Annotated in this window: 25 protein-coding genes and 2 pseudogenes; 17 read left to right on the top strand and 10 right to left on the bottom strand. The window is 65.5% G+C overall.

The window, feature by feature from the left end; all coding sequences use genetic code 11:
• Window positions 1-112 precede the first annotated feature (112 nt).
• Window positions 113-565, top strand: a complete 453-nt coding sequence (locus tag LRS09_RS26255; protein ID WP_257809993.1) for a hypothetical protein — start codon at window positions 113-115, stop codon at window positions 563-565.
• Window positions 566-571: 6 nt separating this feature from the next.
• Here LRS09_RS26255 and LRS09_RS26250 read toward each other — a convergent pair whose 3' ends face one another.
• A complete protein-coding gene (locus tag LRS09_RS26250; RefSeq protein ID WP_257809992.1) occupies window positions 572-1,075 on the bottom strand; it encodes a Gmad2 immunoglobulin-like domain-containing protein in 504 nt (167 codons plus the stop codon).
• A gap of 173 nt (window positions 1,076-1,248) precedes the next feature.
• On the opposite strand from LRS09_RS26250, the gene LRS09_RS26245 reads away from it, so the two are divergent.
• Complete coding sequence (locus LRS09_RS26245) at window positions 1,249-1,887, top strand: CDGSH iron-sulfur domain-containing protein (RefSeq protein WP_257809991.1); 639 nt, start codon at window positions 1,249-1,251, stop codon at window positions 1,885-1,887.
• A gap of 81 nt (window positions 1,888-1,968) precedes the next feature.
• On the top strand, window positions 1,969-2,970 hold the full coding sequence (locus LRS09_RS26240) for an SGNH/GDSL hydrolase family protein (protein WP_257809990.1): 1,002 nt from the start codon (window positions 1,969-1,971) through the stop codon (window positions 2,968-2,970).
• Window positions 2,971-2,973: 3 nt separating this feature from the next.
• Here the strand turns inward: LRS09_RS26240 and LRS09_RS26235 are convergent, their stop codons facing one another.
• Window positions 2,974-4,506, bottom strand: coding sequence for an acyl-CoA carboxylase subunit beta (locus LRS09_RS26235; RefSeq protein ID WP_257809988.1), 1,533 nt, complete (start codon window positions 4,504-4,506; stop codon window positions 2,974-2,976).
• A 120-nt stretch (window positions 4,507-4,626) separates the two neighbouring features.
• Window positions 4,627-5,067 carry a VOC family protein gene (locus LRS09_RS26230; RefSeq protein WP_257809987.1) on the bottom strand — a complete coding sequence of 147 codons (441 nt, stop codon included), beginning with the start codon at window positions 5,065-5,067 and terminating at the stop codon, window positions 4,627-4,629.
• Window positions 5,068-5,282: 215 nt separating this feature from the next.
• On the opposite strand from LRS09_RS26230, the gene LRS09_RS26225 reads away from it, so the two are divergent.
• The 3 genes from LRS09_RS26225 to LRS09_RS26215 are packed head-to-tail and all read left to right on the top strand — an operon-like array spanning window position 5,283 to window position 7,174.
• Complete coding sequence (locus LRS09_RS26225) at window positions 5,283-5,870, top strand: cold-shock protein (protein WP_257809986.1); 588 nt, start codon at window positions 5,283-5,285, stop codon at window positions 5,868-5,870.
• A 13-nt stretch (window positions 5,871-5,883) separates the two neighbouring features.
• On the top strand, window positions 5,884-6,384 hold the full coding sequence (locus LRS09_RS26220; RefSeq protein WP_257809985.1) for a DUF192 domain-containing protein: 501 nt from the start codon (window positions 5,884-5,886) through the stop codon (window positions 6,382-6,384).
• Window positions 6,385-6,406: 22 nt separating this feature from the next.
• Complete coding sequence (locus LRS09_RS26215) at window positions 6,407-7,174, top strand: alpha/beta fold hydrolase (RefSeq protein ID WP_257809984.1); 768 nt, start codon at window positions 6,407-6,409, stop codon at window positions 7,172-7,174.
• Window positions 7,175-7,177: 3 nt separating this feature from the next.
• Here the strand turns inward: LRS09_RS26215 and LRS09_RS26210 are convergent, their stop codons facing one another.
• Window positions 7,178-7,978 carry an enoyl-CoA hydratase-related protein gene (locus LRS09_RS26210; RefSeq protein ID WP_257809983.1) on the bottom strand — a complete coding sequence of 267 codons (801 nt, stop codon included), beginning with the start codon at window positions 7,976-7,978 and terminating at the stop codon, window positions 7,178-7,180.
• A gap of 97 nt (window positions 7,979-8,075) precedes the next feature.
• Here LRS09_RS26210 and cysE point away from each other — a divergent pair, with 97 nt between their 5' ends.
• Together cysE and LRS09_RS26200 are read left to right on the top strand one after the other, a co-directional pair.
• Window positions 8,076-8,918 carry a serine O-acetyltransferase gene (gene cysE, locus LRS09_RS26205; protein ID WP_257809982.1) on the top strand — a complete coding sequence of 281 codons (843 nt, stop codon included), beginning with the start codon at window positions 8,076-8,078 and terminating at the stop codon, window positions 8,916-8,918.
• A gap of 117 nt (window positions 8,919-9,035) precedes the next feature.
• On the top strand, window positions 9,036-9,245 hold the full coding sequence (locus LRS09_RS26200) for a DUF3126 family protein (protein WP_257809981.1): 210 nt from the start codon (window positions 9,036-9,038) through the stop codon (window positions 9,243-9,245).
• 47 nt (window positions 9,246-9,292) lie between these two features.
• On the opposite strand, the pseudogene LRS09_RS26195 reads toward LRS09_RS26200, so the two are convergent.
• The 3 genes and pseudogenes from LRS09_RS26195 to LRS09_RS26185 form a co-directional block, all read right to left on the bottom strand.
• Window positions 9,293-9,767: pseudogene (locus LRS09_RS26195) on the bottom strand (isoprenylcysteine carboxylmethyltransferase family protein).
• On the bottom strand, window positions 9,764-10,738 hold the full coding sequence (locus tag LRS09_RS26190) for a DUF1624 domain-containing protein (protein WP_257809980.1): 975 nt from the start codon (window positions 10,736-10,738) through the stop codon (window positions 9,764-9,766). The pseudogene LRS09_RS26195 and the gene LRS09_RS26190 overlap by 4 nt, the downstream one beginning before the upstream one ends.
• A gap of 45 nt (window positions 10,739-10,783) precedes the next feature.
• Window positions 10,784-11,110 (bottom strand): YARHG domain-containing protein, encoded by a 327-nt coding sequence (locus LRS09_RS26185; protein ID WP_257809979.1) that lies wholly within the window; start codon window positions 11,108-11,110, stop codon window positions 10,784-10,786.
• Window positions 11,111-11,275: 165 nt separating this feature from the next.
• Between LRS09_RS26185 and LRS09_RS26180 the strand changes: the two genes are divergently transcribed.
• Both LRS09_RS26180 and LRS09_RS26175 read left to right on the top strand, forming a co-directional pair.
• Window positions 11,276-12,124, top strand: coding sequence for a cytochrome b/b6 domain-containing protein (locus LRS09_RS26180; protein WP_257809978.1), 849 nt, complete (start codon window positions 11,276-11,278; stop codon window positions 12,122-12,124).
• Entirely contained in the window at window positions 12,124-12,915 is a 792-nt protein-coding gene (locus LRS09_RS26175; RefSeq protein WP_374684938.1) for a molybdopterin-binding protein, read from the top strand. The genes LRS09_RS26180 and LRS09_RS26175 overlap by 1 nt, the downstream gene beginning before the upstream one ends.
• 3 nt (window positions 12,916-12,918) lie before the next feature.
• Here the strand turns inward: LRS09_RS26175 and LRS09_RS26170 are convergent, their stop codons facing one another.
• The 3 genes and pseudogenes from LRS09_RS26170 to LRS09_RS26160 form a co-directional block, all read right to left on the bottom strand.
• Window positions 12,919-14,229, bottom strand: coding sequence for a hemolysin family protein (locus LRS09_RS26170; RefSeq protein WP_257809976.1), 1,311 nt, complete (start codon window positions 14,227-14,229; stop codon window positions 12,919-12,921).
• A 47-nt stretch (window positions 14,230-14,276) separates the two neighbouring features.
• Complete coding sequence (locus LRS09_RS26165; RefSeq protein WP_257809975.1) at window positions 14,277-15,092, bottom strand: SRPBCC family protein; 816 nt, start codon at window positions 15,090-15,092, stop codon at window positions 14,277-14,279.
• A gap of 148 nt (window positions 15,093-15,240) precedes the next feature.
• Window positions 15,241-15,354: pseudogene (locus LRS09_RS26160) on the bottom strand (hypothetical protein); the annotation flags it as partial.
• A gap of 259 nt (window positions 15,355-15,613) precedes the next feature.
• On the opposite strand from LRS09_RS26160, the gene LRS09_RS26155 reads away from it, so the two are divergent.
• From LRS09_RS26155 to LRS09_RS26125, 7 genes are all read left to right on the top strand, one after another.
• Complete coding sequence (locus LRS09_RS26155; protein WP_257809974.1) at window positions 15,614-16,666, top strand: aldo/keto reductase; 1,053 nt, start codon at window positions 15,614-15,616, stop codon at window positions 16,664-16,666.
• Complete coding sequence (locus LRS09_RS26150; protein WP_257809973.1) at window positions 16,657-17,343, top strand: ankyrin repeat domain-containing protein; 687 nt, start codon at window positions 16,657-16,659, stop codon at window positions 17,341-17,343. Before LRS09_RS26155 ends, LRS09_RS26150 begins: the two co-directional genes overlap by 10 nt.
• A gap of 90 nt (window positions 17,344-17,433) precedes the next feature.
• Complete coding sequence (locus LRS09_RS26145) at window positions 17,434-18,927, top strand: DegQ family serine endoprotease (protein WP_374684937.1); 1,494 nt, start codon at window positions 17,434-17,436, stop codon at window positions 18,925-18,927.
• Complete coding sequence (locus tag LRS09_RS26140; RefSeq protein ID WP_257809971.1) at window positions 18,928-20,238, top strand: replication-associated recombination protein A; 1,311 nt, start codon at window positions 18,928-18,930, stop codon at window positions 20,236-20,238. It abuts the gene before it with no gap.
• A gap of 60 nt (window positions 20,239-20,298) precedes the next feature.
• Window positions 20,299-20,676: a fluoride efflux transporter CrcB gene (gene crcB / locus LRS09_RS26135; protein ID WP_257809970.1), complete on the top strand. Its 378-nt coding sequence runs from the start codon at window positions 20,299-20,301 to the stop codon at window positions 20,674-20,676.
• Between the two features lie 34 nt (window positions 20,677-20,710).
• Window positions 20,711-21,691 (top strand): RluA family pseudouridine synthase, encoded by a 981-nt coding sequence (locus LRS09_RS26130; protein ID WP_257809969.1) that lies wholly within the window; start codon window positions 20,711-20,713, stop codon window positions 21,689-21,691.
• A complete protein-coding gene (locus LRS09_RS26125) occupies window positions 21,688-22,608 on the top strand; it encodes a DMT family transporter (protein WP_257809968.1) in 921 nt (306 codons plus the stop codon). The genes LRS09_RS26130 and LRS09_RS26125 overlap by 4 nt, the downstream gene beginning before the upstream one ends.
• Window positions 22,609-22,615 lie beyond the last annotated feature (7 nt).

The following is a 22,615-nucleotide window of genomic DNA, read 5'->3' as shown; positions in this document are numbered from 1 at the left end:
GCCTCCCTGTCATTGAAGAAAATCCATCGGAATTCCAACCGATCTTGTTAACGCCGGCCGGCTAGGATGACCGCCGGTTCGACGGCTCGCGAGTATCGGCGAGGAGGCTGTGTTGGCTGGGTTCACGACGAGGGATTTTGCGTCGCTGCTGGACGAGGTGCTCGCTTCCGACGGGGCGGAGGCGCCGAAGGCAGCCGTGCGCCCGACGATCCCGTTCGAGATCCTCGGCCGCCGCGAGGCCGACCGCACGGCGACCGTGAGCGACCCGGAGGCGGCGGCGGAGTATCTCTTTGCGGCCGCGGATAATTTCAGCATCGAGCCGGACCTGCCGCAAATCCTCGCGCTGCCGTCGATCGATCCGTTCGACATCGCGCAGGAGCTGCGGCTGACCGGGCGGGAGACGCCCGAGGTGCTGGACCGTATCCGGCGCGAATTCGCCTTTGCGAATCATCCCGACCGGGTGTCGGAGGACCTGCGCGACCGGGCGATCGTGAGGATGCAGATCGCCAACCGGATGATCGACGACGCCAAGGAGCGTCGCGCGAAGATCGCCGCCGCGCGATAGGCGCCTTCATACGCCGATCGGTACCTTCAGCTCCTGGCCAACGAAGATCCGGTTCGGATCGGTGATGATGTGCGGGTTCGCCCGCTGGATGAGGCCGAACAGGCCAGGATCGCCGTAGTTCGCGGCGGCGATCTTCGACAGCGTGTCGCCGGCGACGACGCGGTGCAGGCGGAAGCCGACATAGTTGGCGACGATGCGCGGACCATAGATCACCGGCACGATGACCTTGTTCAGCTCCGATCCGTCGGCGGCACTTTCCTCGAACACCTCGACGAACAGCCGGTCCAACTGGAAGGCGGCGGCCCCGATAGCGGCTGCCACTTGGAACTGGCCGTGTTCGCCGGTGCCGCCGCCGACAGTGAAGAACCCGGTGCGCTCGTCATGGCCGTCATGGATGCGCCAGTTGAGCACGGCCTCGAACCCCTGGCCGAGGCCGGAGATGCGGACTGGATCGCCGACGAGGTCGAAGGGTTGCGGCTGCTGGACCTGATTGTGAATGATCGTGGGCATGGTGGCCTCCTGACGGTCAGGCGCCTATGCGATCACCGGCATGGGGCTCTGTCTGTGGGGAGGCTCACACGGCGACTGCGGTTGAACGGACCGATCACCATCGCGTGCTTTGACGACATTCGCGCTCCGTGTAGCTTCCGCTTCTCATCACGAGCCAGCCAGAGGAGCCAGCCATGAGTGTCGAGATCGTAGAGGGGCGGGACGTCACGATCCGCTTCGACGGGAAGCGGTGCATACACGCCAGGCGTTGCGTGATGGGAGAGCCCGGCGTGTTCCGGGCAAATGTCGAGGGGCCCTGGATCCACCCCGACGACGCGGCCGCGGACGACGTATTGCGCATAGCCTATGCCTGCCCATCCGGTGCGATTTCCGTAACGCGCAAGGACGGCGAGCCGGGCGAGCATCCGCCGCGGGCGAACATTGTGGTGCTGCGCGAGAACGGGCCGCTCGCGGTCAATGCCGACATGGAGATCGAAGGGCATGGCGAGATGCTGCGCGCCACGCTCTGCCGTTGCGGCCTCTCGCGCAACAAGCCGTTCTGCGACAATTCCCACATCGCCGGCGGCTTCGTGGCGACCGGCGAGCCCATGTCACGCGAGAGCGAGCTCAAGATACCTGAGCTCACCGGCAAGGTGACGGTGAAGCCGGTGATGAACGGCCCGCTGATGATGGCCGGCAGGCTGGAAGTGGAATCCGGCACGGGCCGCAATGTCGACCGGGTGGAGAAGGCCTGGTTCTGCCGCTGCGGCCAGTCATCGAAGAAGCCCTATTGCGACGGCACGCACAAGGCGGTCGGCTTCGAGGCGCCGTAGCGGCAGGCGTGAGCGATTTCACAGCGTGCGGGCGCCGATCGTGGCAGATTGGCGCGCCGATCGCTGAGGGGAGGGCTCGCCATGCCGCCGCGCGGGGAACGCATCACTCTGTCCGAACTGCGCCGCCGCATTGAGGCGGGCGCGCTGACGCGGGACGAAATCCCGCTCTACTTCGAGCCCGACGAGAAGAAGTCGAAGCCGTTCGCACCGGCGCTGAAGCTGACGAAGCGCATCGACAAGGAGGGCAGGCGGCCCGGCGCGCGCGGCGTCACGGCGCTCTATTTCGATGCCGAGGCAAAGCTGGCCGGAACGGATGTCCCGCGCTCGGGCCGCACACGCACGACGATCGCGGCGGCGAAGATGAAGGCGCTCGCCGAGGGCGATTCCTGGTTCCGGCTGCCCGACTTCTTCTATCCCGACGACATGGTCGACGTGCTGCGCAGGACCTACGACATCCCGAAGCTCGCCATGTGGGGCGACGAGATAGGCAAGATGGTCACGACCAAGAAGAACAACTACCTCGTGCCGCTGCGCTCGGGCCTCTACCGGCATTTCATGTTCTCCGGCGGCGGCAACGACGTCCTCGCGTCGGTCGGAACCCATGTGAAGCGCTTCGGCGCGGCGGGGACCGTTCCAGCGGATGCGGAGAGCTATATCAAGACGTCCTTCGGGACCGCGCTCGATACGGTCATCGGCCATTACGGCACGCTGGCGGGGCATGTGCGTTCGGTGAGCAATCCGAAGCCGACGCTCTATGTGCACGGCTACGCGCACGCGCGGCCGCGGCCGGGCGGCGGCTATCTCGGCTCGAAGTTCGAGGCGCTCGGCTTCGATGCCGCAAGCAGCCTGGCACGAAAGATCGTGGCGGCGATGGTCGACCGGTTCAATGTCAGGCTGAAGGCGTTTGCTAACGCGCAGAACGCGGCGCACCCGGACTACGAGGTCGTCTACGTCAACCTGCGGCCGGCCTTCACGGCAGCGGCGGACTGGAACACGGACGAAATCCATCCGAGCAGCGCGGGTGCTGCGAAGGCCGCCGCGCTGATGGGCGACAAGGTTGCGGAGAACGTTCCGGTGGCGTGAGCCTCAGAGCGGAATGTTGTCGTGCTTCTTCCAGGGGTTCTGGAGGTCCTTGTTGCGCAGCATCTTGAGGCCGCGGGCGATGCGGCGGCGGGTCGAGTGCGGCATGATCACCTCGTCGACATAGCCGCGCTCGGCAGCGACGAAGGGCGACAGGAAGCGGTCCTCGTAGGCCTTGGTGTGTGCCGCGATCTTGTCGGCGTCGCCAATGTCCTTGCGGTAGATGATCTCGACCGCACCCTTGGCGCCCATCACCGCGATCTGCGCCGACGGCCAGGCGTAGTTGATGTCGCCGCGCAGGTGCTTCGAGGCCATGACGTCATAGGCGCCGCCGTAGGCCTTGCGCGTGATGATGGTGATCTTCGGCACGGTGGCTTCGGCGTAGGCGAAGAGCAGCTTGGCGCCGTGCTTGATCAGGCCGCCATATTCCTGCGCGGTGCCCGGCAGGAAGCCCGGCACGTCGACGAAGGTGACGATCGGGATGTTGAAGCAGTCGCAGAAGCGGATGAAACGCGCGGCCTTGCGGCTGGCGTCCGAGTCGAGCACGCCGGCCAGCACCATCGGCTGGTTGGCGACGAAGCCGACGGTGCGGCCGTCGACGCGGCCGAAACCGGTGACGATGTTTTTGGCGAAGGACGCCTGGATCTCGAAGAACTCGCCCTCGTCGGCGGTCTTCAGGATCAGTTCCTTGATGTCGTAGGGCTTGTTGGCGTTGTCCGGCACCAGGCGGTCGAGCGACATGTCGGAATCGGTGACCGACTGGTAGCACTCTATCTCCGGGATCTCGGAGGTGTTTGACTGCGGCAGGTAGTCGATCAGCCGGCGCATCTGCAAAAGCGCCTCGACGTCGTTGTCATAGGCGCCGTCGGCGATGGAGGACTTCGTCGTGTGGATCGAGGCGCCGCCGAGCTGTTCGGCGGTCACCACTTCGTTGGTGACGGTCTTCACGACGTCCGGGCCGGTGACGAACATGTAGGACGTATCGCGGACCATGAAGATGAAGTCGGTCATCGCCGGCGAATAGACGTCACCGCCGGCGCAGGGGCCCATGATGACGGAGATCTGCGGGATGACGCCGGAGGAGAGCACGTTGCGCTGGAAGATCTCGGCATAGCCGCCGAGTGCCGCCACGCCTTCCTGGATGCGCGCGCCGCCGGCGTCGTAGAAGCCGATGATCGGGGCACGGTTGCGCAGCGCCATGTCCTGGATCTTCACCACCTTCTCGGCATGCGCCTCGGAGAGCGAGCCGCCGAAGACGGTGAAATCCTTGGCGAAGACGAAGACGGTGCGGCCGTTGACCGTGCCCCAGCCGGTGACGACGCCGTCGCCGGCGATCTTGGTCTTCTCCATGCCGAAATCGGTCGAGCGGTGTTCGACGAACATGTCGAACTCCTCGAAGGAGCCTTCATCGAGGAAGATCTCGAGCCTTTCGCGGGCCGTCAGCTTGCCGCGGGCGTGCTGCGCCTCGATGCGGGCCTTGCCGCCGCCCTGTCGGGCGATCTCGCGCCGGCGTTCGAGTTCGACGAGCACATCCTTCATGGACCCCTCCGCAGCTGATCGGTGAGTGCTGTTATCACGCCGACGCGCGGGCGCAAGTGCGGCGCTCGCACAAAGCGGCTCTGCTGCTGCCGAGAAACCGCGCTTTCCGCGATGCTGGCGCTACCAGCTTCCCGTGTTCTGCATCGACGCCCAAGGCTCGGCTTTCGGAAGCGCAGGGCCCTTCTGGAGCAGCTCGATCGAGATGCCGTCCGGCGTCCTGATGAACGCCATGTTGCCGTCGCGCGGCGGGCGGTTGATGGTGACGCCCTTGTCCATCAGCGACTGGCAGGTCTCGTAGATATCGTCGACCTCGTAGGCGAGGTGGCCGAAGTTGCGGCCGCCGGTGTAGGTCTCCGGATCCCAGTTGTAGGTCAGCTCGACAAGCGGTGCCTTGTGGTCGATGCCGGCCTGCTTGTCCTCGTTCGCGGCAAGGAAGATCAGCGTGAAGCGGCCCTGCTCGTTCTCATGGCGGCGAACCTCAACCATGCCGAGCTTGTTGCAGAAGAAGTCGAGCGATTTCTCAACGTCGGAGACGCGGATCATGGTGTGGAGATAGCGCATCGGAAGGGATCCTGTGTGGGGGCGTTCGATGCCGATATGGGGCAGGGATCGCGCTCGGGCAAGCCGTTTTCCGGCTCCAGCCTCGCGAAAGCTGACAGGTTAATATTTGGTTGAAATGTGGCGAAATCTATTCTGGCTCATGCTGACAGGAAGAAGTGACATGTTATCCTGCAGCAAGAATCAGTTGCGTTGGCTCGAAGGAAGGGTGCGTTCGGATGGGGGATAAAACCTCTTCGGAAGGCCAGAAGGCTGGCTGGAGCGGCTCGGCGGGGATGGGCGAGAACGAGGGCCTCATCGAGGTTTCCGGAGCCATCAAGTGGTTCGACGTCGCCAAGGGCTATGGCTTCATCCTGCCGGACGAATCCGCCCTGGGGGACGTGCTGCTGCACGTGACCTGCCTGCGCCGCGACGGCTTCCAGACCGCTCTCGAAGGTGCGCGCGTCGTCTGCCTCGTCAAGCGCGGCGACCGCGGCATGCAGGCTTTCCGCATCCTGTCGATGGACACGTCCACGGCCGTGCATCCGCTGGAACAGCCGGGCGACCGCACGCATGTGCATGTGGTTCCCGAGAGCGGCATCGAGCGCGCGCTGGTGAAGTGGTTCAACCGCACCAAGGGTTTCGGCTTCCTGACGCGCGGCGAGGGGACCGAGGACATCTTCATCCACATGGAGACGCTGCGCCGCTTCGGCGTGACGGAGCTGCGGCCGGGCCAGGTGGTGCTGGTGCGCTACGGCCACGGCGACAAGGGCCTTATGGCCGCCGAAATTCACCCGGACAAGGGAACCTTGCCCTCTTCGCACTGAAAGGCAGGGAATGATGGGTCTTCACGTCCGGGCCGCGCTCGTCGCGTTGTCGCTCGCGCTGATCGCGTTCGCGGCAGCACTTTCTCCCGCCGGGGCGGATTCACGCGCGATGCGGCTGCCGGTGCACATGGTCAAGCTCGCCGCCGACACGGCGTCCGGGCAGAAGTTCTTCTCGATCGAGGTCGCAGACGAGCCCTCCGAGCAGGAGCGCGGCTTGATGTTCCGCGACGAGATGCCGGACGACCGCGGCATGCTGTTCGACCTGGGACGGACGCGGCAGGCGTCGTTCTGGATGGAGAACACGCCGATGCCGCTCGACCTCCTGTTCATCGGCGAGGACGGGCGCGTGCGCGCCATCCTGCCGGGGCAACCCTATTCGCGCGCGCCGATCTCGCCCGGCGTTCCCGTGCGCTTCGTGCTGGAGCTCAAGGAAGGCACGTCGGCCAAGAACGGGATCGCGCCCGGCGACCGGCTCCGCCATCCGGTGATCGACGCCGTGGCGGGGTCGAACTAGTCCGGGCAGGCACGGTCAGGTCATGCATTATTTCGAACATCAGGGTTTTCGCCTCGCCTATATCGACCAGCAGCCGGAGGAGGGGAGCGGCGAACCGATCCTGCTCATCCACGGCTTCGCCTCGAACGTGGCGGTAAACTGGGTCAATCCGGGCTGGGTGCACGACCTGCGACGTGCCGGCTACCGCGTCGTCGCGTTCGACCATCGCGGCCATGGCAAGTCGTCGTCGAGCTATGATCCGGCGGACTATACGCCATCGCTCATGGCGGGCGACGCGGCGGCCCTGCTCGACCATCTCGGTATCCGGCGCGCGCATGTGATGGGCTATTCGATGGGCGCGCGGGTCTCGACCTTCATGGCGCTGGAGCATCCCGAGCGCGTGGCGACACTGATCCTGGGAGGGCTCGGCATCGGCATGATCGAGGGTGTCGGCGACTGGGACCCGATCGCGCTCGCGCTGAGGGTCGAGGACGCCGCGACGATTACCCACCCGCGCGGAAAGATGTTCCGCGGCTTCGCCGACCAGACGAGGAGCGACCGGCTGGCGCTCGCCGCCTGCATCGAGACCTCGCGCGAGCTGGTGGGCGCGGCCGAGATGGCGCGCGTGACGCAGCCGACGCTGGTGGCGGTCGGCACGAAGGACGACATTGCTGGTTCGCCGCATGAACTCGCCGACCTGATGCCTGACGCGGAGGCGTTCGACGTCGATGGGCGCGACCACATGCTGGCGGTCGGCGACCGGACTTTCAAGAAGAAGGCGATCGAGTTCCTACGGGAACATCCGCTGTAGCGGCTATTTTCCCTGGAAGTTCGGCTGGCGCCGCTCCTTGAAGGCGGCGCGGCCCTCGGCATAGTCGGCGCTGTCGAAAGTCGCATCGCCGGCCTCCTGCGCCATGCGGGCGACCAGCGGATCCTTGGTCACGACGGACATGATCGACAGGCGTGACGCCCTGACGGAGAGCGGCGCGCTGGCTGCGATCGCGGCGGCGATCTTGCCGACGCGCTCCTCGAAGCTCCCGGGCGCGACGATCTCGAGCAGGAAGCCGCCGGCCAGCGCCTGCCTGGCGTCGATCGGCTGGGCGGTGAGTGTAAGATAGCGAGCCATCTGCGCCCCCGCCGCGGTGACGATGTCGATCATCGCATCGAGCGGATAGGCGAGGCCGAGCCGCGCGGCGGGCACCGCGAAGCGGGCATCCTCGGTCGCGATCCTGAGATCGCAGGAGGCGGCGAGCCCGAAGCCGCCGCCGAAGCATATGCCGCGGATCGCCGCGATGACCGGCACGGCGCTGGTGCGGATCGCTGCGAAGGCAGCCGAATTGGCAGCCTCGTAGACGCGCGCGGTGGCCGCATCCCTTCGCACGGCGTCGAATTCGGATATGTCGGCACCGGCGCAGAAATCGGGGCCGGCGCCTGACAGCACGATCACCCGCACGTCGGGCCGGGCCGCGAGTTCGGGGACGAGCGCGGCGAGCGCACGCCAGCCTGCAAGGTCGACGGCGTTCTTGCGCTGAGGATTGTCGATCACGATGCGGGCAACGTGCTCCGAGATCGCGACATTGAGGGAATTGGTGCCCGAGGGGGCTTGAAACGTCATGCTGAAAGTCCAATTGACTCTGCGCTAAGGAAAATTGAATTCCTTCGCGCTATCGGATCGCATAGGATGCGCATCCGTTTCCGACAAGGGGAAAGACATGACCACGAAGGTTGCCCGTTCGCACCTCCAGCCGGTCGATCCGATCTGGACCGCCGTCCGCGACGAGGCCCACGAGGCGGTTGAGCGCGATCCGCTGCTCGCAGCCTTCCTCTATTCGACTATTCTCAACCACCGCACGCTCGAGGATGCGGTCATCCATCGCATCGCCTCGCGTCTCGATCATGCCGACATCTCGGCCACGGCGATCGAGCAGAGCTTCAAGGCGATGCATGACGACCAGCCGGACTGGTCGAACGTGGTGCGGACCGACATCCAGGCCTATTACGACCGCGACCCGGCCTGCGACCGTTTCATCATGCCGGTGCTCTACTTCAAGGGCTTCCACGCCATCCAGACGCACAGGCTGGCGCACTGGCTGTGGAACAGCGGCCGGCGCGACTTCGCGCTCTACCTGCAGAGCCGTTCGTCGGCCGTGTTCCAGACCGACATCAACCCGGCTGCGAAGATGGGCAAGGGCATCTTCATCGACCATGCGACCGGCCTGGTCGTCGGCGAGACGGCGGTGATCGAGGACAACGTGTCGATACTGCACGGCGTGACGCTGGGCGGCACCGGCAAGGCCGGCGGCGATCGCCACCCCAAGATCCGCTACGGCGTGCTGATCGGCGCCGGCGCCAAGATCCTCGGTAATATCGAGATCGGCCATTGCACCAAGGTTGCGGCCGGCTCGGTGGTGCTGAGTTCCGTGCCGAACAACAAGACCGTCGCCGGGGTGCCGGCCCGCGTCGTGGGCGAGAGCGGCTGCGAGCAGCCGGCGCGGCAGATGGACCAGCTCCTGCCGTCGCAGTCGATGGACCACGTCGTCTCGTTCGACATCTGAAGCTGACGCGGGGTAGGGGCAATCTCTTCCCCGCAGCCTTTACATCAGCTTCGCGGACATGGCAGAAGCGCGAACCACTGCGCGGCACTGCTGCGTTCCGCGACGAGGAGTTTGCCCGTGAAGCCCGAAGAAATCCGCAAGCTGGACGCCTATTTCAAGAAGACGTTCCGCAATCCGAGCCTCCAGGTCAAGGCGCGGCCGCGCAAGGACGATTCGTGCGAGCTCTATCTCGACGACGAGTTCCTCGGCATCATCTACAAGGATGACGACGACGGCGACCAGTCGCACAATTTCTCGATGGCGATCCTGGACGTCGACCTCGGCTGAGATGCTGCTTGAAGATCGGGCCGGAACGGCCTGACAGGATACTGCTTTCAGATCCAGCGCCTGACCCGCTTGGCATAATCGCGGAAACGCTTGCCGAAGCGCGTACAGGTGCTTCTCCTCCCGCTCGATGGCGAGCTTCTGCGTCGCGAAGGCTGCGACCAGCGCCAGCGGCAGGAACCAGACGATGCCGCTGATCAGCCCGATGCCGATGGTCAGCATCGTGTTGCCGAGATAGATCGGGTTGCGGGTGAAGGAGAACGGACCGTCCGTCACGAGATGGTCCGACCTGCGGTGCGGCATGATCGTGGTGCGGTGCGTCGCCATGGTGCGCATGGCAGCGACGTCGATTGCGATCGCACCAGCGACCAGGAGCCAGCCGATGGCGAACAGGATGTCGGAGGACGGCGGCGGCAGCCAGGGCAGCGGCGCCAGATAGCCGAGGATGATCGCAACAGCGATCGCCGCGCAGTAGATCAGCGGTGGCCAGGGAATACTGTTCGGGCGATCGCTTGCATCGCTCATTGCTCGTCCTCCCCTTGAACCGAGCCTTCGGTCACGGCCGTGCACATCTCGGCCATGTCGCGCAGTCTGCCACGGAATTCGTCGGACGGCGTGCGCGAAAACGCCTGCTCGAGCAGATTGTCGGCGCGAAGCCCGTCGAGCATGCAGGTGCAGTAGGCGGTGCAGAAGGTTGCCGACCGGCTTTCGGTGCAGCTGCGCTCGCAAGCGGGACGGAATCGGGCGGCGTGGTCGATGACCGGCGGCACGACCTGCGAGAACAGCCAGATGCAGGAGATCAGCACCGGCTGGTGGATCAGGTAGAAGGCGAGGCTGTGCCGGCCGATGAAGCGCAACGGCCGCGACCGTGCACCGGGGCTTACAGCGGCAAGGCGTTCGAACAGGCCGGCGGCGGAGGCGAACCTGGCCAGCGCCAGGCCGATCAGCACGGCACCGAACCAGGGGAAGACGGGCACGAAGTCGCTCGATCGCGGCCGCGTTTCCGAGAGGCCGGTCCACCAGCCCCAGGGACCGTCAAGGAGCGTGGTCGCATAGAGATTCGGCAGCGCGATCACCAGAACGGCGACGACGAGCGTCACGATCGCGGGAAACCGGAGGAAGAGCAGGCCGGCGACGCTGGCGAATGCGATCTGGTGCAGGATGCCGAAGAAGATGAAGAAATCCGGCGTCGCGAACCAGGTAGCGATCGTGATGGCGAGGGCGGCGGCGACGATCATGGCGAATCGGCGCCAGAAGCCCGGCCAGCGGATGCCCTTGGCATGGGCGAGATAGAGACTGACGCCGACGAGGACAAGGAAGGTGGAGGCGATGCCGCGCGCGAAGAGCTTCCAGCCGCCGACCGCGGTCATGCCCGGCTCGGTGTAGCCGAAGAATTCGAGGTCCCAGGTGAAGTGGTAGATCGCCATCGCGACCAGCGCGACGCCGCGGGCGAGGTCGATCCATTCGATGCGGGAGCGGGGCGAAACGGAACTCATGCGACCATGTGAGCCGAGGCGCAGCGAAGGGCAAGCCCCGCCGGGTCAGCGGCAGCCGTTCTCGCTCTCCACCTGGACGATGCGGTTGACGTTGCCGCGTTCATGGGAATTCAGGCGGACCGCACCGGGATCGTCGACATAGCAGTCGGAATTGTCGAAGTAGTCTTGGCCGCGCGCGGTGCGGAAGCACAGACCGTTGTCGTCGTAAATCGCGTTGCGGACGAGCCAGAGATTCTCGCACGACAAATGCCGCAGGTCCGACAGCGGAAACGTCTCTTCGTCGGTGCAGCCGGATTCGCCGAGATCCTCGAAACAGGCTGCATGTGCCGCGCCCGCGAAGAGCGCCGCCAGGAGTGCCAGTACCGCGCGCATCGATGCCCCTCAAACGTCGCAGTTTCGCGAACGCTAACATCGCTGCCGGCTATCGTAAATCGCCGTACACGGACGTTTCGCCAAGACGTGCGCGGACGTGTGAAACCTTGAAGGGCGGATCGCCGTAGCTTGTGGCACATGACGTTAAGGCAAGAGGAGGGGAACGTGGCAGCGACCGGCGACGACAGGGGACACATACGGGGTGAGCTCGTCTACCGGCAGTCGGCATGGACCCGGCTGACGCACTGGCTGTGGGCGATCAGCCTGTTCTTCCTGCTTCTGACCGGCCTGCAGATCTTCAACGCGCATCCGACGCTCTATATCGGCGACCAGTCGGGCTTCTCGTTCGACAATGCCGTGCTGTCGATGAGCACGGAGAATACGCCAGACGGTCCGGCCGGATACACGACCATCCTCGGCCACCACTTTGACACCACGGGCGTTCTAGGCTTGAGCGAGTGGAACGGGCAGCTTTATCAACGCGGCTTTCCCGAGTGGGCGACGATCCCCTCCTATGGCGATCTCGCGACCGGCCGTGTCATCCACTTCTTTTTCGCGTGGCTGCTGGTCGGCACGCTGCTGGTTTGGCTCGCGGCAAGTCTCGCCAACGGGCATTTCAAGCGCGACATCGTGCCGAAGGGGCGCGATGTGCGCAATCTCGGCAGGGACATCGCCGACCATGCACGCCTGCGCTTCCATCACACGCGCGACTACAACATGCTGCAGAAACTCGCCTATGCGTCGGTGCTGGTGATCATGCTGCCGTTGATGATCCTGACCGGCCTTGCCATGTCGCCCGGCATGAACGCGGCGCTGCCCTGGCTTCCGGAACTCTTCGGTGGGCGGCAGACGGCGCGCACCATCCATTTCGCCGTAATGGTGCTGCTGGTCGGATTCTTCGTCGTCCACATGCTGATGATCCTGGCGGCCGGCCCGCTGAACGAGATGCGCTCGATCATCACAGGGTGGTACAGGACCGACCCTGCGGCCGGACACGGCGAAGGGGAGGAATGATCATGGCCCTCAGGCTTTCCCGTCGCGGCTTCATCACCGGTGCAACAGCGGCCGGCTCTTCGCTGGCGCTGTCCGGCTGTGATGCCTTCGACAACCTCACCCGCAACGGCAGCAGCGTGCGTTCGGTGCTCGAGCAGGCGAACAGCCTGACCTACCGCGTGCAGCGGATGCTGTTGTCCAGCGACGCTCTCGCGCAGGAGTTTTCCGAAAGCGAGATTCGACAGCCGCAGCGCCCGAACGGCGTGACGCAGCCGGATGACGCAATTTACCGGTCGATGGAGGAGGGCGGCTTCGCTGGGTATCGGCTGACGGTGAAGGGGCTGGTCGACAGGCCGCTCTCGCTGAGCCTCGCGGAACTGCAGGCGATGCCGGCGCGCACGCAGATCACCCGGCATGACTGCGTCGAGGGCTGGAGCTGCATCGCCAAATGGACGGGGGTGCCGCTGGCCTTCGTGCTCGACCAGGCGAGGCCGAAGGCGAATGCGCGCTTTGCCGTATTCCAGTGCTTCGACACGATCGACCGCAGCCTGGCGGGCGACATCAAGTATTACGAATCGATTGACCTGATCGACGCGCGCCACCCGCAGACGATCCTCGCCTATGGGCTCAACGGGCAATCATTGCCGGTCGCCAACGGCGCGCCGCTGCGCGTCCGCGTCGAGCGGCAGCTGGGCTACAAGATGGCGAAATACGTCCATACGATCGAGCTGACGGATCGACTGGACGGCTATGGCGACGGCAAGGGCGGCTATTGGGAGGACAATGGCTATGACTGGTTCGCCGGGATCTGAGGCTCAGACCGCCTTCTTGCCGCGCGCGGTGACCGGCGGCCGGCTGGCGAGCACCTTGTCGATGCGGCGGCCGTCGAGGTCCATGATCTCGAACTTCCAGTTCTGGACCAAGACATGGTCTCCGACAGCGGGGAGGCGGCCGAAGGATTCGATGAGGAAGCCGGCGACCGTGTCGTAGCCGCGGTTCTCCGGGATGATGAGGCCGAGTTCCTCGGCGAATTCGTCCGCCTGCATCCAGCCGGCGACGAGGAGCGATCCGTCGTCGCGCTTGACGATTGCCGGCTCAGGTGCGCCTTCGTCGGTTGCGAAGCTGCCGACGATCGCCTCAAGGATGTCGGACGAGGTGACGACGCCCTGGAAGTGGCCGTATTCGTCGTGGACCAGGCCCATGTGGACGGCCGACTTCTTCAGGATCTCGACCACGTCGAGCGCGTCCATCGTCTCGGGGATGATCGCCGCCTCGCGCACCAGCGCCCTGAGATCGGCGGTCTTGAGGCTGCGCCCTGCGTCGAGCACGTCCTTGACCCACAGAATGCCGATCACCTCGTCGGGATTGCCCTCATGGACGGGGAAGCGCGAATGCTGGCTTTCCTTCATCTTGGCAATGATCTCGTTCGGGCTCTCCGACAGGTCGATCTCGTCGACCTCGAAGCGCGGCGTCATCACTTGCCGCACCGGCCGGTCGCCGAGCCGCATGACGCCCGCGATCATTTCGCGCTCCCCGGGTTCCAGCACGCCGGCGCTTTCGGCCTCCGCCACGATGGTGCGGATTTCCTCGTCGGTAACGCGCTGCTCGCTCTCGCTCGCCTGGCCGAGCAGCGCGAGCACGAGCTTGCCCGACCTGTCGAGCACCCAGACGATGGGGGCGGCGACGGTGGCGATGAGCGACATCAGCGGCGCGACGGTCGAGGCGATGCGCTCGGGATTCTTGAGGGCAAGCTGCTTGGGGACAAGTTCGCCGACGATCAGCGACAGATAGGTGATTCCGGTCACTACGAGACCGACGCCGGCGACATAGGCCCAGCGCGCCGGCACGCCCTGCGTGATCAGCCATTCGCTCAGCCGGTCGCCGAGCGTGGCGCCGGAAATTGCACCCGACAGGATGCCGACCAGCGTGATGCCGATCTGGACGGAGGAGAGGAATTTTCCGGGGTCGGCGGCGAGCGCCAGCGCGCGTCTGGCACCGCTGACGCCACGGTCGGCCATTCCTTTGAGGCGAGCGGGGCGTGAGGAAACCACCGCCAGTTCGGACATCGCCAGCAACCCGTTCAACAAGGTCAGAACGAGGACAAGCAGCAATTCGACGTAGAGCATAGGCTTCCCCTAGCACGACAATGCCGGGAAACCCAATACTGCAGCAATCACGCCTTCGATATGTCAGCGGTACGCATCTCGTCGCGGACCCATTGCTGGAAGCGGTACACGTCGTATTCCTCGGGCATCAGCACGCCTTCGCGATGACGGCGGGAGCGCAGGCCGCGCTGGTTGATCTCGCAGATCGCGGCATCCTGATCGAGGACCAGCCGGCCGAAGGCGACGATCCGATCGACGTCGATCTCGCCGCCGGCGAGCGGTTCCGCTGGAAAGAGCCACTCAGCCGTCAACTCCGTCTCCTCGGGGCCAACCGGCATCAGGCGGACGCTGCGGACATAGTCGACATGACCGACGACGAACACAGACGGCAGGTGAGTCGCATAGCTCTGCCCCGCCTCGCGTTCGGCGTCAGAGAGGCGAGGGAAGATCGGACCGTGCGTCTTGCCGTCGATCGACCAGGTTTCGGCGCCCTGGCGCAGCCCGCCGGAATATTCGGGCGAATGATCGTCGGCGTGTTTCTCCCAGTGTGGATCGTCATGCCGGGCCATCAGGCCGCGGCCGTAGATCGGCACGAGGTTCGACAGTTCGGGATGGACGTTCGGGCAGTGCAGGCACTCGTTGAAGTTTTCCCAGAAGATCTTCCAGTTGCACTGCATGCGCTTGACGTAGCGATGGCCGACGGCGAGGTCCTCCAGCGGCCAGTTGGCGAGGCTGACCGTGCCGGCGTCGAAGGTCTCGGCGACCGATCGCTGCGGCTGTTCGTCGAGGTTCACGAAAACGAAGCCGCGCCACTCCTCGACCGCAACCCGGTAGAGGCCGTGATCCGCCTTGTCGAAACCGGGCGGGAGCGATTTCGACGGCACGCCGATCAACCGCCCGTCCGTGGCGTAGGACCATGAATGGTACGGGCAGACGAGGAGGCGACCCTTCAGCTTGCCCTCGCTCTCGGTAGAGCGCGGAGCCGCGGTGGCGGCACGTGTTGTGGAAGCTGCGCAGGACGCCGGCCTCGTCGCGCAGGAGCACGATCTCCTGGGTGCCGATCCGCAAGGTGCGGAATGTCCGCGGGCCGGAAAGTTCGCTCGAGCGACAGACGTTGATCCAGTTGCGCGCCCAGATCGTGTCCATCTCGGCGCGAAAGCGCTCGGGTTCGTAGTAGTCTGCTGAAGGAAGGGTCGGCTCCGCGCTGCGAAGCCCGTTGTAGGGATCGGCCGTCTGCTTCTGGATGAGCGTCATGGGCGCCTCGCCGGGAGAACAGGGCCAGCGGACACCCGAACGGGGCATGCTGTCAATCGTCCGCCAGCCTTGGATGCGACGGGTCGTTTGGATATAAGCGCTCCACCCCGCCTCCGGCGATCCGCCGGCCTAAACTACCGGAGTGACATCCATGGACATGCGCCGCATCGGTCGCACCGATCTCGTCGTTTCGAAAATCTGCCTCGGCACCATGACCTGGGGCCAGCAGAACACCGAAGCCGAGGGGCATGCGCAGATGGACTACGCCTTCGAGCGGGGCGTGAATTTCCTCGACACGGCCGAACTCTACCCGATCCCGCCGAAAGCGGAGACGCAGGGGCGCACCGAGCGCTACATCGGCAACTGGATGAAGGCGCGCGGCAACCGCGACAAGGTGGTGCTGGCGAGCAAGGTGGTCGGCCGGACGACGAACGACTGGTTTCGCGGCGGCCGCCCTTCGAAGCTGGTGCGCGAGGATATCCTGCACGCGGTAGAGGGATCGCTGCAGAAGCTGCAGACCGATCATATCGACCTGTACCAGATCCATTTCCCGGAGCGGAGGGTGCCGTGGGGCTCGAACCCGAACCGTGTTGGCAACTGGCCGGCGCCGCGCGACGCGGACGAGACGCCGATCGCCGAGACGATCGCGGTGTTCGAAGACCTGGTGAAGGCAGGCAAGATCCGGCACCTTGGCCTGTCCAATGAAAGCGCGTGGGGCGTGATGCGCTTCATCTTCGAAAGCGAGAAGGGCAACGGGCCGAGGCCGGCCTCGCTGCAGAACGCCTACAATCTCGTCAACCGCACCTTCGAGGTGAACCTTGCCGAAGTGTCCGACCGCGAGGAGGTGAGCCTGCTCGCCTATTCGCCGCTGGCACAGGGTTATCTCACGGGCAAGCATGATCATGGCGCGCGGCCGCAGGGATCGCGCTCGCAGCTTTTCAACCGCGGCCAGCGCTACGAGACGCCGAACGCTGCCGAGGTGCAGCTCGAATACAACGAACTGGCGCGTTCCTTCGGCATGGAGCCGGCGCTGTTCGCCAATGCGTTCGTGTGCAGCCGGCCCTTCGTGACGTCGAACATCATCGGCGCGACATCGATCGCCCAGCTCGACATGGCGCTGTCGTCGGCCAGCGTCACATGGACGACGGAGATGCAGGAGGCGGTCGACGCGATCCACCAGCGCACCGGCAACCCATGCCCCTGACGCGCCGCCAGGCTATGGCCGCGTTGACGGGCGTGGCCGCGGGCCACATCCTGATGGACGTGGCGAGGGCGCAGGAGGACGAGGTGGCAAGCGCGTTGATCGAGGCGGTCAATTCCGGCGACGTGGCGCGCGTTTCGGCCGAGATCGCCAAAGGGGCTGCCCTGGAACGGCGCGATGCGGCGAAACGGACGCCGTTGCTTCTGGCGACGCGCGCTAACCATGTCGAGATCGCCCGGCTGCTGATCGAAGCGGGCTCGGACGTGAACGCCAAGGACAACATCCGCGACACGCCCTTCCTGTATGCCGGGGCGGAGGGCCGCAACGAGATCCTGCGGATGATCCTGGCAACGGGCAAGGCGAAGCTCGACGACACCAACCGCTATGGCGGGATCGCGCTGATCCCGGCCGCGCATCACGGTCATCCCGACACCGTCCGGATTCTCATCGAGGCCGATCTCAACGTTGATCACGTCAACAATCTCGGCTGGACGGCACTGCTGGAGGCGGTGATCCTTGGCGATGGTGGCCCGACCTATCAGGAGATCGTCGGCGTGCTGCTCGACGGCGGCGCGGACGCCGCGATCGCCGACAGGGACGGTGTGACGCCGCTGGAGCATGCGAGACGCATGAGCCAGGATGCCATCGCCGGGCTGATCGAAGCGAAGGCAGGGAAATAGAACCGGCGGATGTGAGCGCGGAGACGGGATTGCATGGCGCGGCAGCCTTTCAATCTGTACAATCGCGGTGACAATGGCGCGCGTCCGCACATGGCCCGGAAAGGGAGATTCGGTTTGAACACACGCCTGCTGATCACCACGCTCGTTCTCTGCACCTCGCTCGCGGCGGGGCCGACACTGGCGCAAGAGAACGGATCGATCCGCGACCTGTTCGGCAACATGCTGCGGGGCACCGAGAGCGCGCAGCCGGGCGTCATCGACAAGCGGGTGCCGTTCGGGCGCGAGGAGATGCAGCTTTCCTTTGCGCCGCTGGTCAAGCAGACCGCGCCCGCCGTCGTCAACGTCTACGCCTCCCAGATGGTACAGCAGAATTCGCCCTTCATGGGCGATCCCTTTTTCGAGCGGTTCTTCGGCGGCGGGGGCGCGATGCCGCCGCGCGAACAGTCCTCGCTGGGGTCCGGCGTCATTGTCGACAAGTCCGGCATCGTCGTGACCAACTACCACGTTATCCGCGACGCAGACGAGGTAAAGGTGGCGCTCTCGGACGGGCGCGAGTTCGAGAGCACGGTGATCCTGAAGGACGAGCGGGTCGATCTTGCGGTGCTCAGGATCAAGTCCGACCAACCGTTCCCGACGATTCCGATCGGCGACAGCGACGCGCTCGAGGTCGGCGACCTGGTGCTGGCGATGGGCAATCCGTTCGGCGTCGGCCAGACGACGACCAGCGGCATCGTTTCGGCGCTGGCGCGAAACCGGGTCGGCATCTCGGATTTCGGCTTCTTCATCCAGACGGACGCGGCGATCAATCCGGGCAATTCGGGCGGCGCGCTGCTCGACATGTCGGGTCGGCTGATCGGCATCAATACGGCAATCTATTCGCGCGGCGGCGGCTCGAACGGGATCGGCTTTGCCATTCCGTCCAACATGGTGCGCGCCGTGGTTACCGCGGCCGAAAACGGCAGCGACGTGTTCGAGCGGCCCTATGTCGGCGCCGGCTTCGAGGCGGTGACGCCGCAGGTGGCCGAGGCGCTCGGCCTGCCGAGGCCTTCGGGCGCGCTGATCTCATCCGTCGACGAAGACAGCCCTGCGAGCCGCGCCGGCCTCAAGCCCGGCGACGTGGTGCTGGCGATGAACGGTTCGGCGATCGAGCATGTCGACGCGCTGGGCTATCGGCTCGCGACGCAGAACATAGATGCCGAGGTCGCACTGAAGATCCTCCGCCAGGGCAAGGAGACGGAGGTCAAGGTGAGGCTTGAGCGCGCGCCGGAGGGCAAGTCCAGTCGCGAGATCACGATCGACGGCAACAGCCCGTTCGGCGGGGCGAAGGTGACGGACCTGTCGCCGCGCAGCGCGGACCGGCTCGGCCTGCCGACCAACCTGCGCGGCGTGGTGATCGTCGACACGGCGCGCAACTCGACGGCGGCGCGCGTCGGCCTGCAGCCGCGCGACATCGTCCGCGCCGTCAACGGCCGCCAGATCGATACGGTCGAGCAGATGCAGGTCGCCGCTTCGCAGGAGACGCGGCTGTGGCGCTTCACCATCGAACGCAACGGCCGGCTGATGACGCAAGTGCTCAGGTACTGAATGGCCGACCTGTTCGACGATCCGACATCGAGACCGGCTGAGCCCGGCCGGCCGCTGGCTGACCGGCTGCGGCCGACCAGGCTCGACGAGGTGGTGGGCCAAGAGCACCTGACCGGCGAGGACGGGGTGCTGACGCGGATGATCCGCTCCGGCACGCTGGGCTCGATGATCTTCTGGGGGCCGCCCGGCACCGGCAAGACGACGGTGGCGCGCCTTCTCGCGGGCGAGACGAAGCTTGCCTTCGAGCAGATCTCGGCGGTGTTTTCAGGCGTGGCGGACCTGAAGAAGGTGTTCGACGCGGCCCGTCTCAGACGCGCGAACGGGCGGCAGACGCTGCTGTTCGTCGACGAGATCCACCGCTTCAACCGGGCACAGCAGGATTCCTTCCTGCCGGTGATGGAGGACGGCACCGTGGTGCTGGTCGGCGCGACGACGGAGAACCCGTCCTTCGAGCTTAACGCCGCGCTCTTGTCGCGGGCCCGCGTGCTGACGTTCCAGTCGCATTCCGCGGAGAGCATAGGCAAGCTGCTCGCCAAGGCGGAGGCCGAGGAGGGCAGGGCGTTGCCGCTCGACGCCCAGGCACGCGAAATGCTGGTGGGCATGAGCGACGGCGACGGCCGCGCGGCGCTGACGCTGGCCGAGGAGGTGTGGCGGGCGGCGAAGCCGGGCGAAGTGTTCGATGCGGCCGGCCTGCAGCGCATCGTCCAGCGCCGTGCGCCGATCTACGACAAAGGGCAGGACGGCCACTACAACCTGATCTCGGCGCTGCACAAATCCGTGCGCGGCTCGGACCCGGACGCGGCGCTTTACTATCTCTCGCGCATGTTCGACGCGGGCGAGGACCCGCTCTATCTTGGCCGCCGGCTGGTGCGCATGGCGGTGGAGGACATCGGGCTCGCCGATCCGCAGGCCCTTCAAGTGGCGCTCGCCGCGAAGGACGCCTACGACTATCTGGGCTCGCCAGAGGGCGAACTCGCCTTTGCGCAAGCCTGCGTCTATCTCGCCACCGCGCCGAAATCGAACGCCGTCTACACCGCCTTCAAAGGGGCCACGGCGGCGGCGAAGCAATATGGATCGCTGCTGCCGCCCAAGCACATCCTCAACGCGCCGACCAAGCTGATGAAGGACGAGAGCTACGGCGCCGGTTATCGCTACGATCATGACGAGCCGGACGCGTTCTCGGGGCAGGACTATTTCCCGGAGAGGATGGGCCGGCAGACGTTCTACGATCCGCCAGAGCGCGGCTTCGAGCGCGAGATCAGGAAGCGGCTGGAATTCTGGGCGAAGCTGAGGGCGGAACGGAAGCCGTGACCCGTCGGGCAAACACGCGAAACGATTGACGCCGTCGCTGCCTCCCGCGAGAACGTTCTTATGAAACACCTCCTCCTTGTCGCCGCCGGCGGCGCGATCGGGTCGTCGCTGCGCCATCTCGTCAACATGGCGTCGCTGCGATGGTTCGGCCCGGCCTTTCCGTGGGGCACGCTGTTCGTCAATCTTGCCGGCTGCTTTGCCATGGGGGTGCTGATCGAGCTGATTGCGCGCAGGTTCGGCGCGACGCAGGACGTGCGCCTGTTCGTCGCGACTGGCGTCCTCGGCGGTTTCACCACCTTCTCGGCCTTCTCACTCGACGCGGCCGTGCTATGGGAGCGCGGTGCGCATTCGCTTGCAGCACTTTATGTCGGCGCGACGCTGGCTGGGACGCTCGCCGCCATCTTCGCCGGATTGTGGCTCGCAAGAAGCCTTGCCTGATGCTATTGCGCCGCCTCTGAAGGAAGTGAAATCCATGGCAGGCGTCGAACAGATCACGGTGGAGGCCGGCGAAGCGGGCATGCGGCTCGACCGCTGGTTCAAGAGCCACTATCCGGGGCTCGGCTTCGGCCATCTCCAGAAACTGCTGCGCTCGGGCCAGATCCGGGTCGATGGCGGCCGCGCCAAGACAGACACGCGGGTGGAGCCGGGCCAGCTGGTCCGCGTTCCGCCGCTCGACATCGACAAGAAGGGCGGGGGAGCGCTGACTGCCCGCACCATCCGCGACCAGCACGACGGCGACGTGCTCGCCAAGATGCTGCTCTACGAGGACGACAAGGTGTTCGTCTTCAACAAGCCGGCCGGCCTGGCGGTGCAGGGCGGCTCGGGCGTCAACCGGCACGTCGATTCCATGCTGGAGGCATGGCGCAGCAAGAAGGGCGAGAAGCCGCGGCTCGTCCATCGGTTAGACCGCGACACGTCGGGCGTGCTCGTTGTGGCGCGCACGCGACTGGCGGCGATGAAGCTTGCCGAGGCTTTCCGCGCCCGCGAGACCAAGAAGACCTACTGGGCGCTGGTGAAGGGCGTGCCGCCGAAGCGCGAGGACAAGATCTCGTCCTGGCTGGTGAAGGAACAGACACCGGACGGCGACCGCATGCGCGTCGCCAAGCATGGAGAGAAGGGCGCGGATCACGCCGTCTCCTACTACCGCATCGTGGAACAGGCGGCGCAGGCGCTGACATGGCTGGAGATGGAGCCCTATACGGGCCGCACCCACCAGCTTCGCGTCCACGCCGCCGCGATCGGCTGTCCGATCATCGGCGATCCGAAGTATTTCGAGGCGGACACCAACTGGGAGTTCCCCGGCGGACTACAGAACAGGTTGCATCTGCATGCGCGGCGGATCGTGATCCCGCATCCGGAACGCGGTAAGATTGATGTCACGGCGCCGATGCCGCCGCATATGGTGCAGGCCTGGAACCTGCTTGGGTTCGACGAGGCAAGCGCCGAAGGATGACCGCAACGCTTTCCTTCGAGCGGCGCGACGCGCTCGACACCTTTGCCATCGTGACGATGGTGGGGCTTACCTTCACCTTCGGCCTCAGCAACATCGCGACCAAGGTCGCGAACGTGGGCTTCAACCCGATCTTCGTCGTGACAGCGCGCTCGACGATCGCCATCATTCTCATATTGCTGTGGTGTCGCTGGCGGCAAATCCCGCTCTTCCTCAGCGACGGCACATTAAGGGCCGGCCTGCTCGTCGGCGTGCTCTTCGGCCTCCAGTTCGTCCTCATGTTCGTCGGGCTGGAATTCACCAGCGTGGCGCGCGCGGTGCTGCTCGCCAACATGATGCCGTTCTTCATGTTGATCGGGGCGCACTATCTGCTTGGCGAACGCATGGACACGACAAAGGTGCTCGGGCTCGTCCTGGCATTCGCGGGCGTGGCGGTGATCTTCGGCGATCGTCTGAGCCTGCCAGGCCCGGACGCGTGGATCGGGGATCTAATGAACCTAGCGGCAAGCGCGATCTGGGCCGCGATCATCCTGGTCATCAAGAAGTCCAGCCTGTCCGACGTCAGCGCTGAAAAGGTGCTGTCGTACCAGCTCGGTGTCTCGATCCCGTTTTCGGCGCTGCTTCTGCCCTTCGCCGGCCCCATCCTGCGCGACCCTGGCCTGCTGCCGATCGGCGCAATCCTGTTCCAGGCCTGCTTCATCACCACGGTCGCCTTCATCGCCTGGTTCTGGATGATAAGGCGCTATCCGGCGTCGTCGCTCTCCAGCTTCATATTTCTGACACCAGCGTTTGGAGTGATACAGGGCGGTGTCCTTCTGGACGAACCCCTGTCGTGGTGGTTGTTATTGTCGCTGGGCCTGATCGCGGCCGGGCTCCTCATCGTCAATCGGCCGCGCCAGGCCCTTCCACCCACAGCCTGACGGAAGA

It is taken from the genome of Mesorhizobium sp. J428 (assembly GCF_024699925.1).
Lineage (GTDB): Bacteria > Pseudomonadota > Alphaproteobacteria > Rhizobiales > Rhizobiaceae > Mesorhizobium_A.
The sequence above is the reverse complement of the archived record's forward strand: the minus strand, read 5'-3'. Positions and strand labels throughout refer to the sequence as shown.

Excerpts from the sequence above, each read along its gene's own strand:
- LRS09_RS26140 (WP_257809971.1), top strand. The coding sequence starts at position 18,928 with ATGGCCGACCTGTTCGACGATCCGACATCGAGACCGGCTGAGCCCGGC.
- LRS09_RS26155 (WP_257809974.1), top strand. The coding sequence starts at position 15,614 with ATGGACATGCGCCGCATCGGTCGCACCGATCTCGTCGTTTCGAAAATC.
- LRS09_RS26245 (WP_257809991.1), top strand. The coding sequence starts at position 1,249 with ATGAGTGTCGAGATCGTAGAGGGGCGGGACGTCACGATCCGCTTCGAC.
- LRS09_RS26215 (WP_257809984.1), top strand. The coding sequence starts at position 6,407 with ATGCATTATTTCGAACATCAGGGTTTTCGCCTCGCCTATATCGACCAG.
- LRS09_RS26210 (WP_257809983.1), bottom strand. The coding sequence starts at position 7,978 with ATGACGTTTCAAGCCCCCTCGGGCACCAATTCCCTCAATGTCGCGATC.
- LRS09_RS26130 (WP_257809969.1), top strand. The coding sequence starts at position 20,711 with ATGGCAGGCGTCGAACAGATCACGGTGGAGGCCGGCGAAGCGGGCATG.
- LRS09_RS26150 (WP_257809973.1), top strand. The coding sequence starts at position 16,657 with ATGCCCCTGACGCGCCGCCAGGCTATGGCCGCGTTGACGGGCGTGGCC.
- cysE (WP_257809982.1), top strand. The coding sequence starts at position 8,076 with ATGACCACGAAGGTTGCCCGTTCGCACCTCCAGCCGGTCGATCCGATC.
- LRS09_RS26190 (WP_257809980.1), bottom strand. The coding sequence starts at position 10,738 with ATGAGTTCCGTTTCGCCCCGCTCCCGCATCGAATGGATCGACCTCGCC.
- LRS09_RS26220 (WP_257809985.1), top strand. The coding sequence starts at position 5,884 with ATGGGTCTTCACGTCCGGGCCGCGCTCGTCGCGTTGTCGCTCGCGCTG.
- LRS09_RS26225 (WP_257809986.1), top strand. The coding sequence starts at position 5,283 with ATGGGGGATAAAACCTCTTCGGAAGGCCAGAAGGCTGGCTGGAGCGGC.
- LRS09_RS26250 (WP_257809992.1), bottom strand. The coding sequence starts at position 1,075 with ATGCCCACGATCATTCACAATCAGGTCCAGCAGCCGCAACCCTTCGAC.
- LRS09_RS26230 (WP_257809987.1), bottom strand. The coding sequence starts at position 5,067 with ATGCGCTATCTCCACACCATGATCCGCGTCTCCGACGTTGAGAAATCG.
- LRS09_RS26125 (WP_257809968.1), top strand. The coding sequence starts at position 21,688 with ATGACCGCAACGCTTTCCTTCGAGCGGCGCGACGCGCTCGACACCTTT.
- LRS09_RS26235 (WP_257809988.1), bottom strand. The coding sequence starts at position 4,506 with ATGAAGGATGTGCTCGTCGAACTCGAACGCCGGCGCGAGATCGCCCGA.
- LRS09_RS26170 (WP_257809976.1), bottom strand. The coding sequence starts at position 14,229 with ATGCTCTACGTCGAATTGCTGCTTGTCCTCGTTCTGACCTTGTTGAAC.
- LRS09_RS26185 (WP_257809979.1), bottom strand. The coding sequence starts at position 11,110 with ATGCGCGCGGTACTGGCACTCCTGGCGGCGCTCTTCGCGGGCGCGGCA.
- LRS09_RS26145 (WP_374684937.1), top strand. The coding sequence starts at position 17,434 with ATGGCCCGGAAAGGGAGATTCGGTTTGAACACACGCCTGCTGATCACC.
- LRS09_RS26240 (WP_257809990.1), top strand. The coding sequence starts at position 1,969 with ATGCCGCCGCGCGGGGAACGCATCACTCTGTCCGAACTGCGCCGCCGC.
- crcB (WP_257809970.1), top strand. The coding sequence starts at position 20,299 with ATGAAACACCTCCTCCTTGTCGCCGCCGGCGGCGCGATCGGGTCGTCG.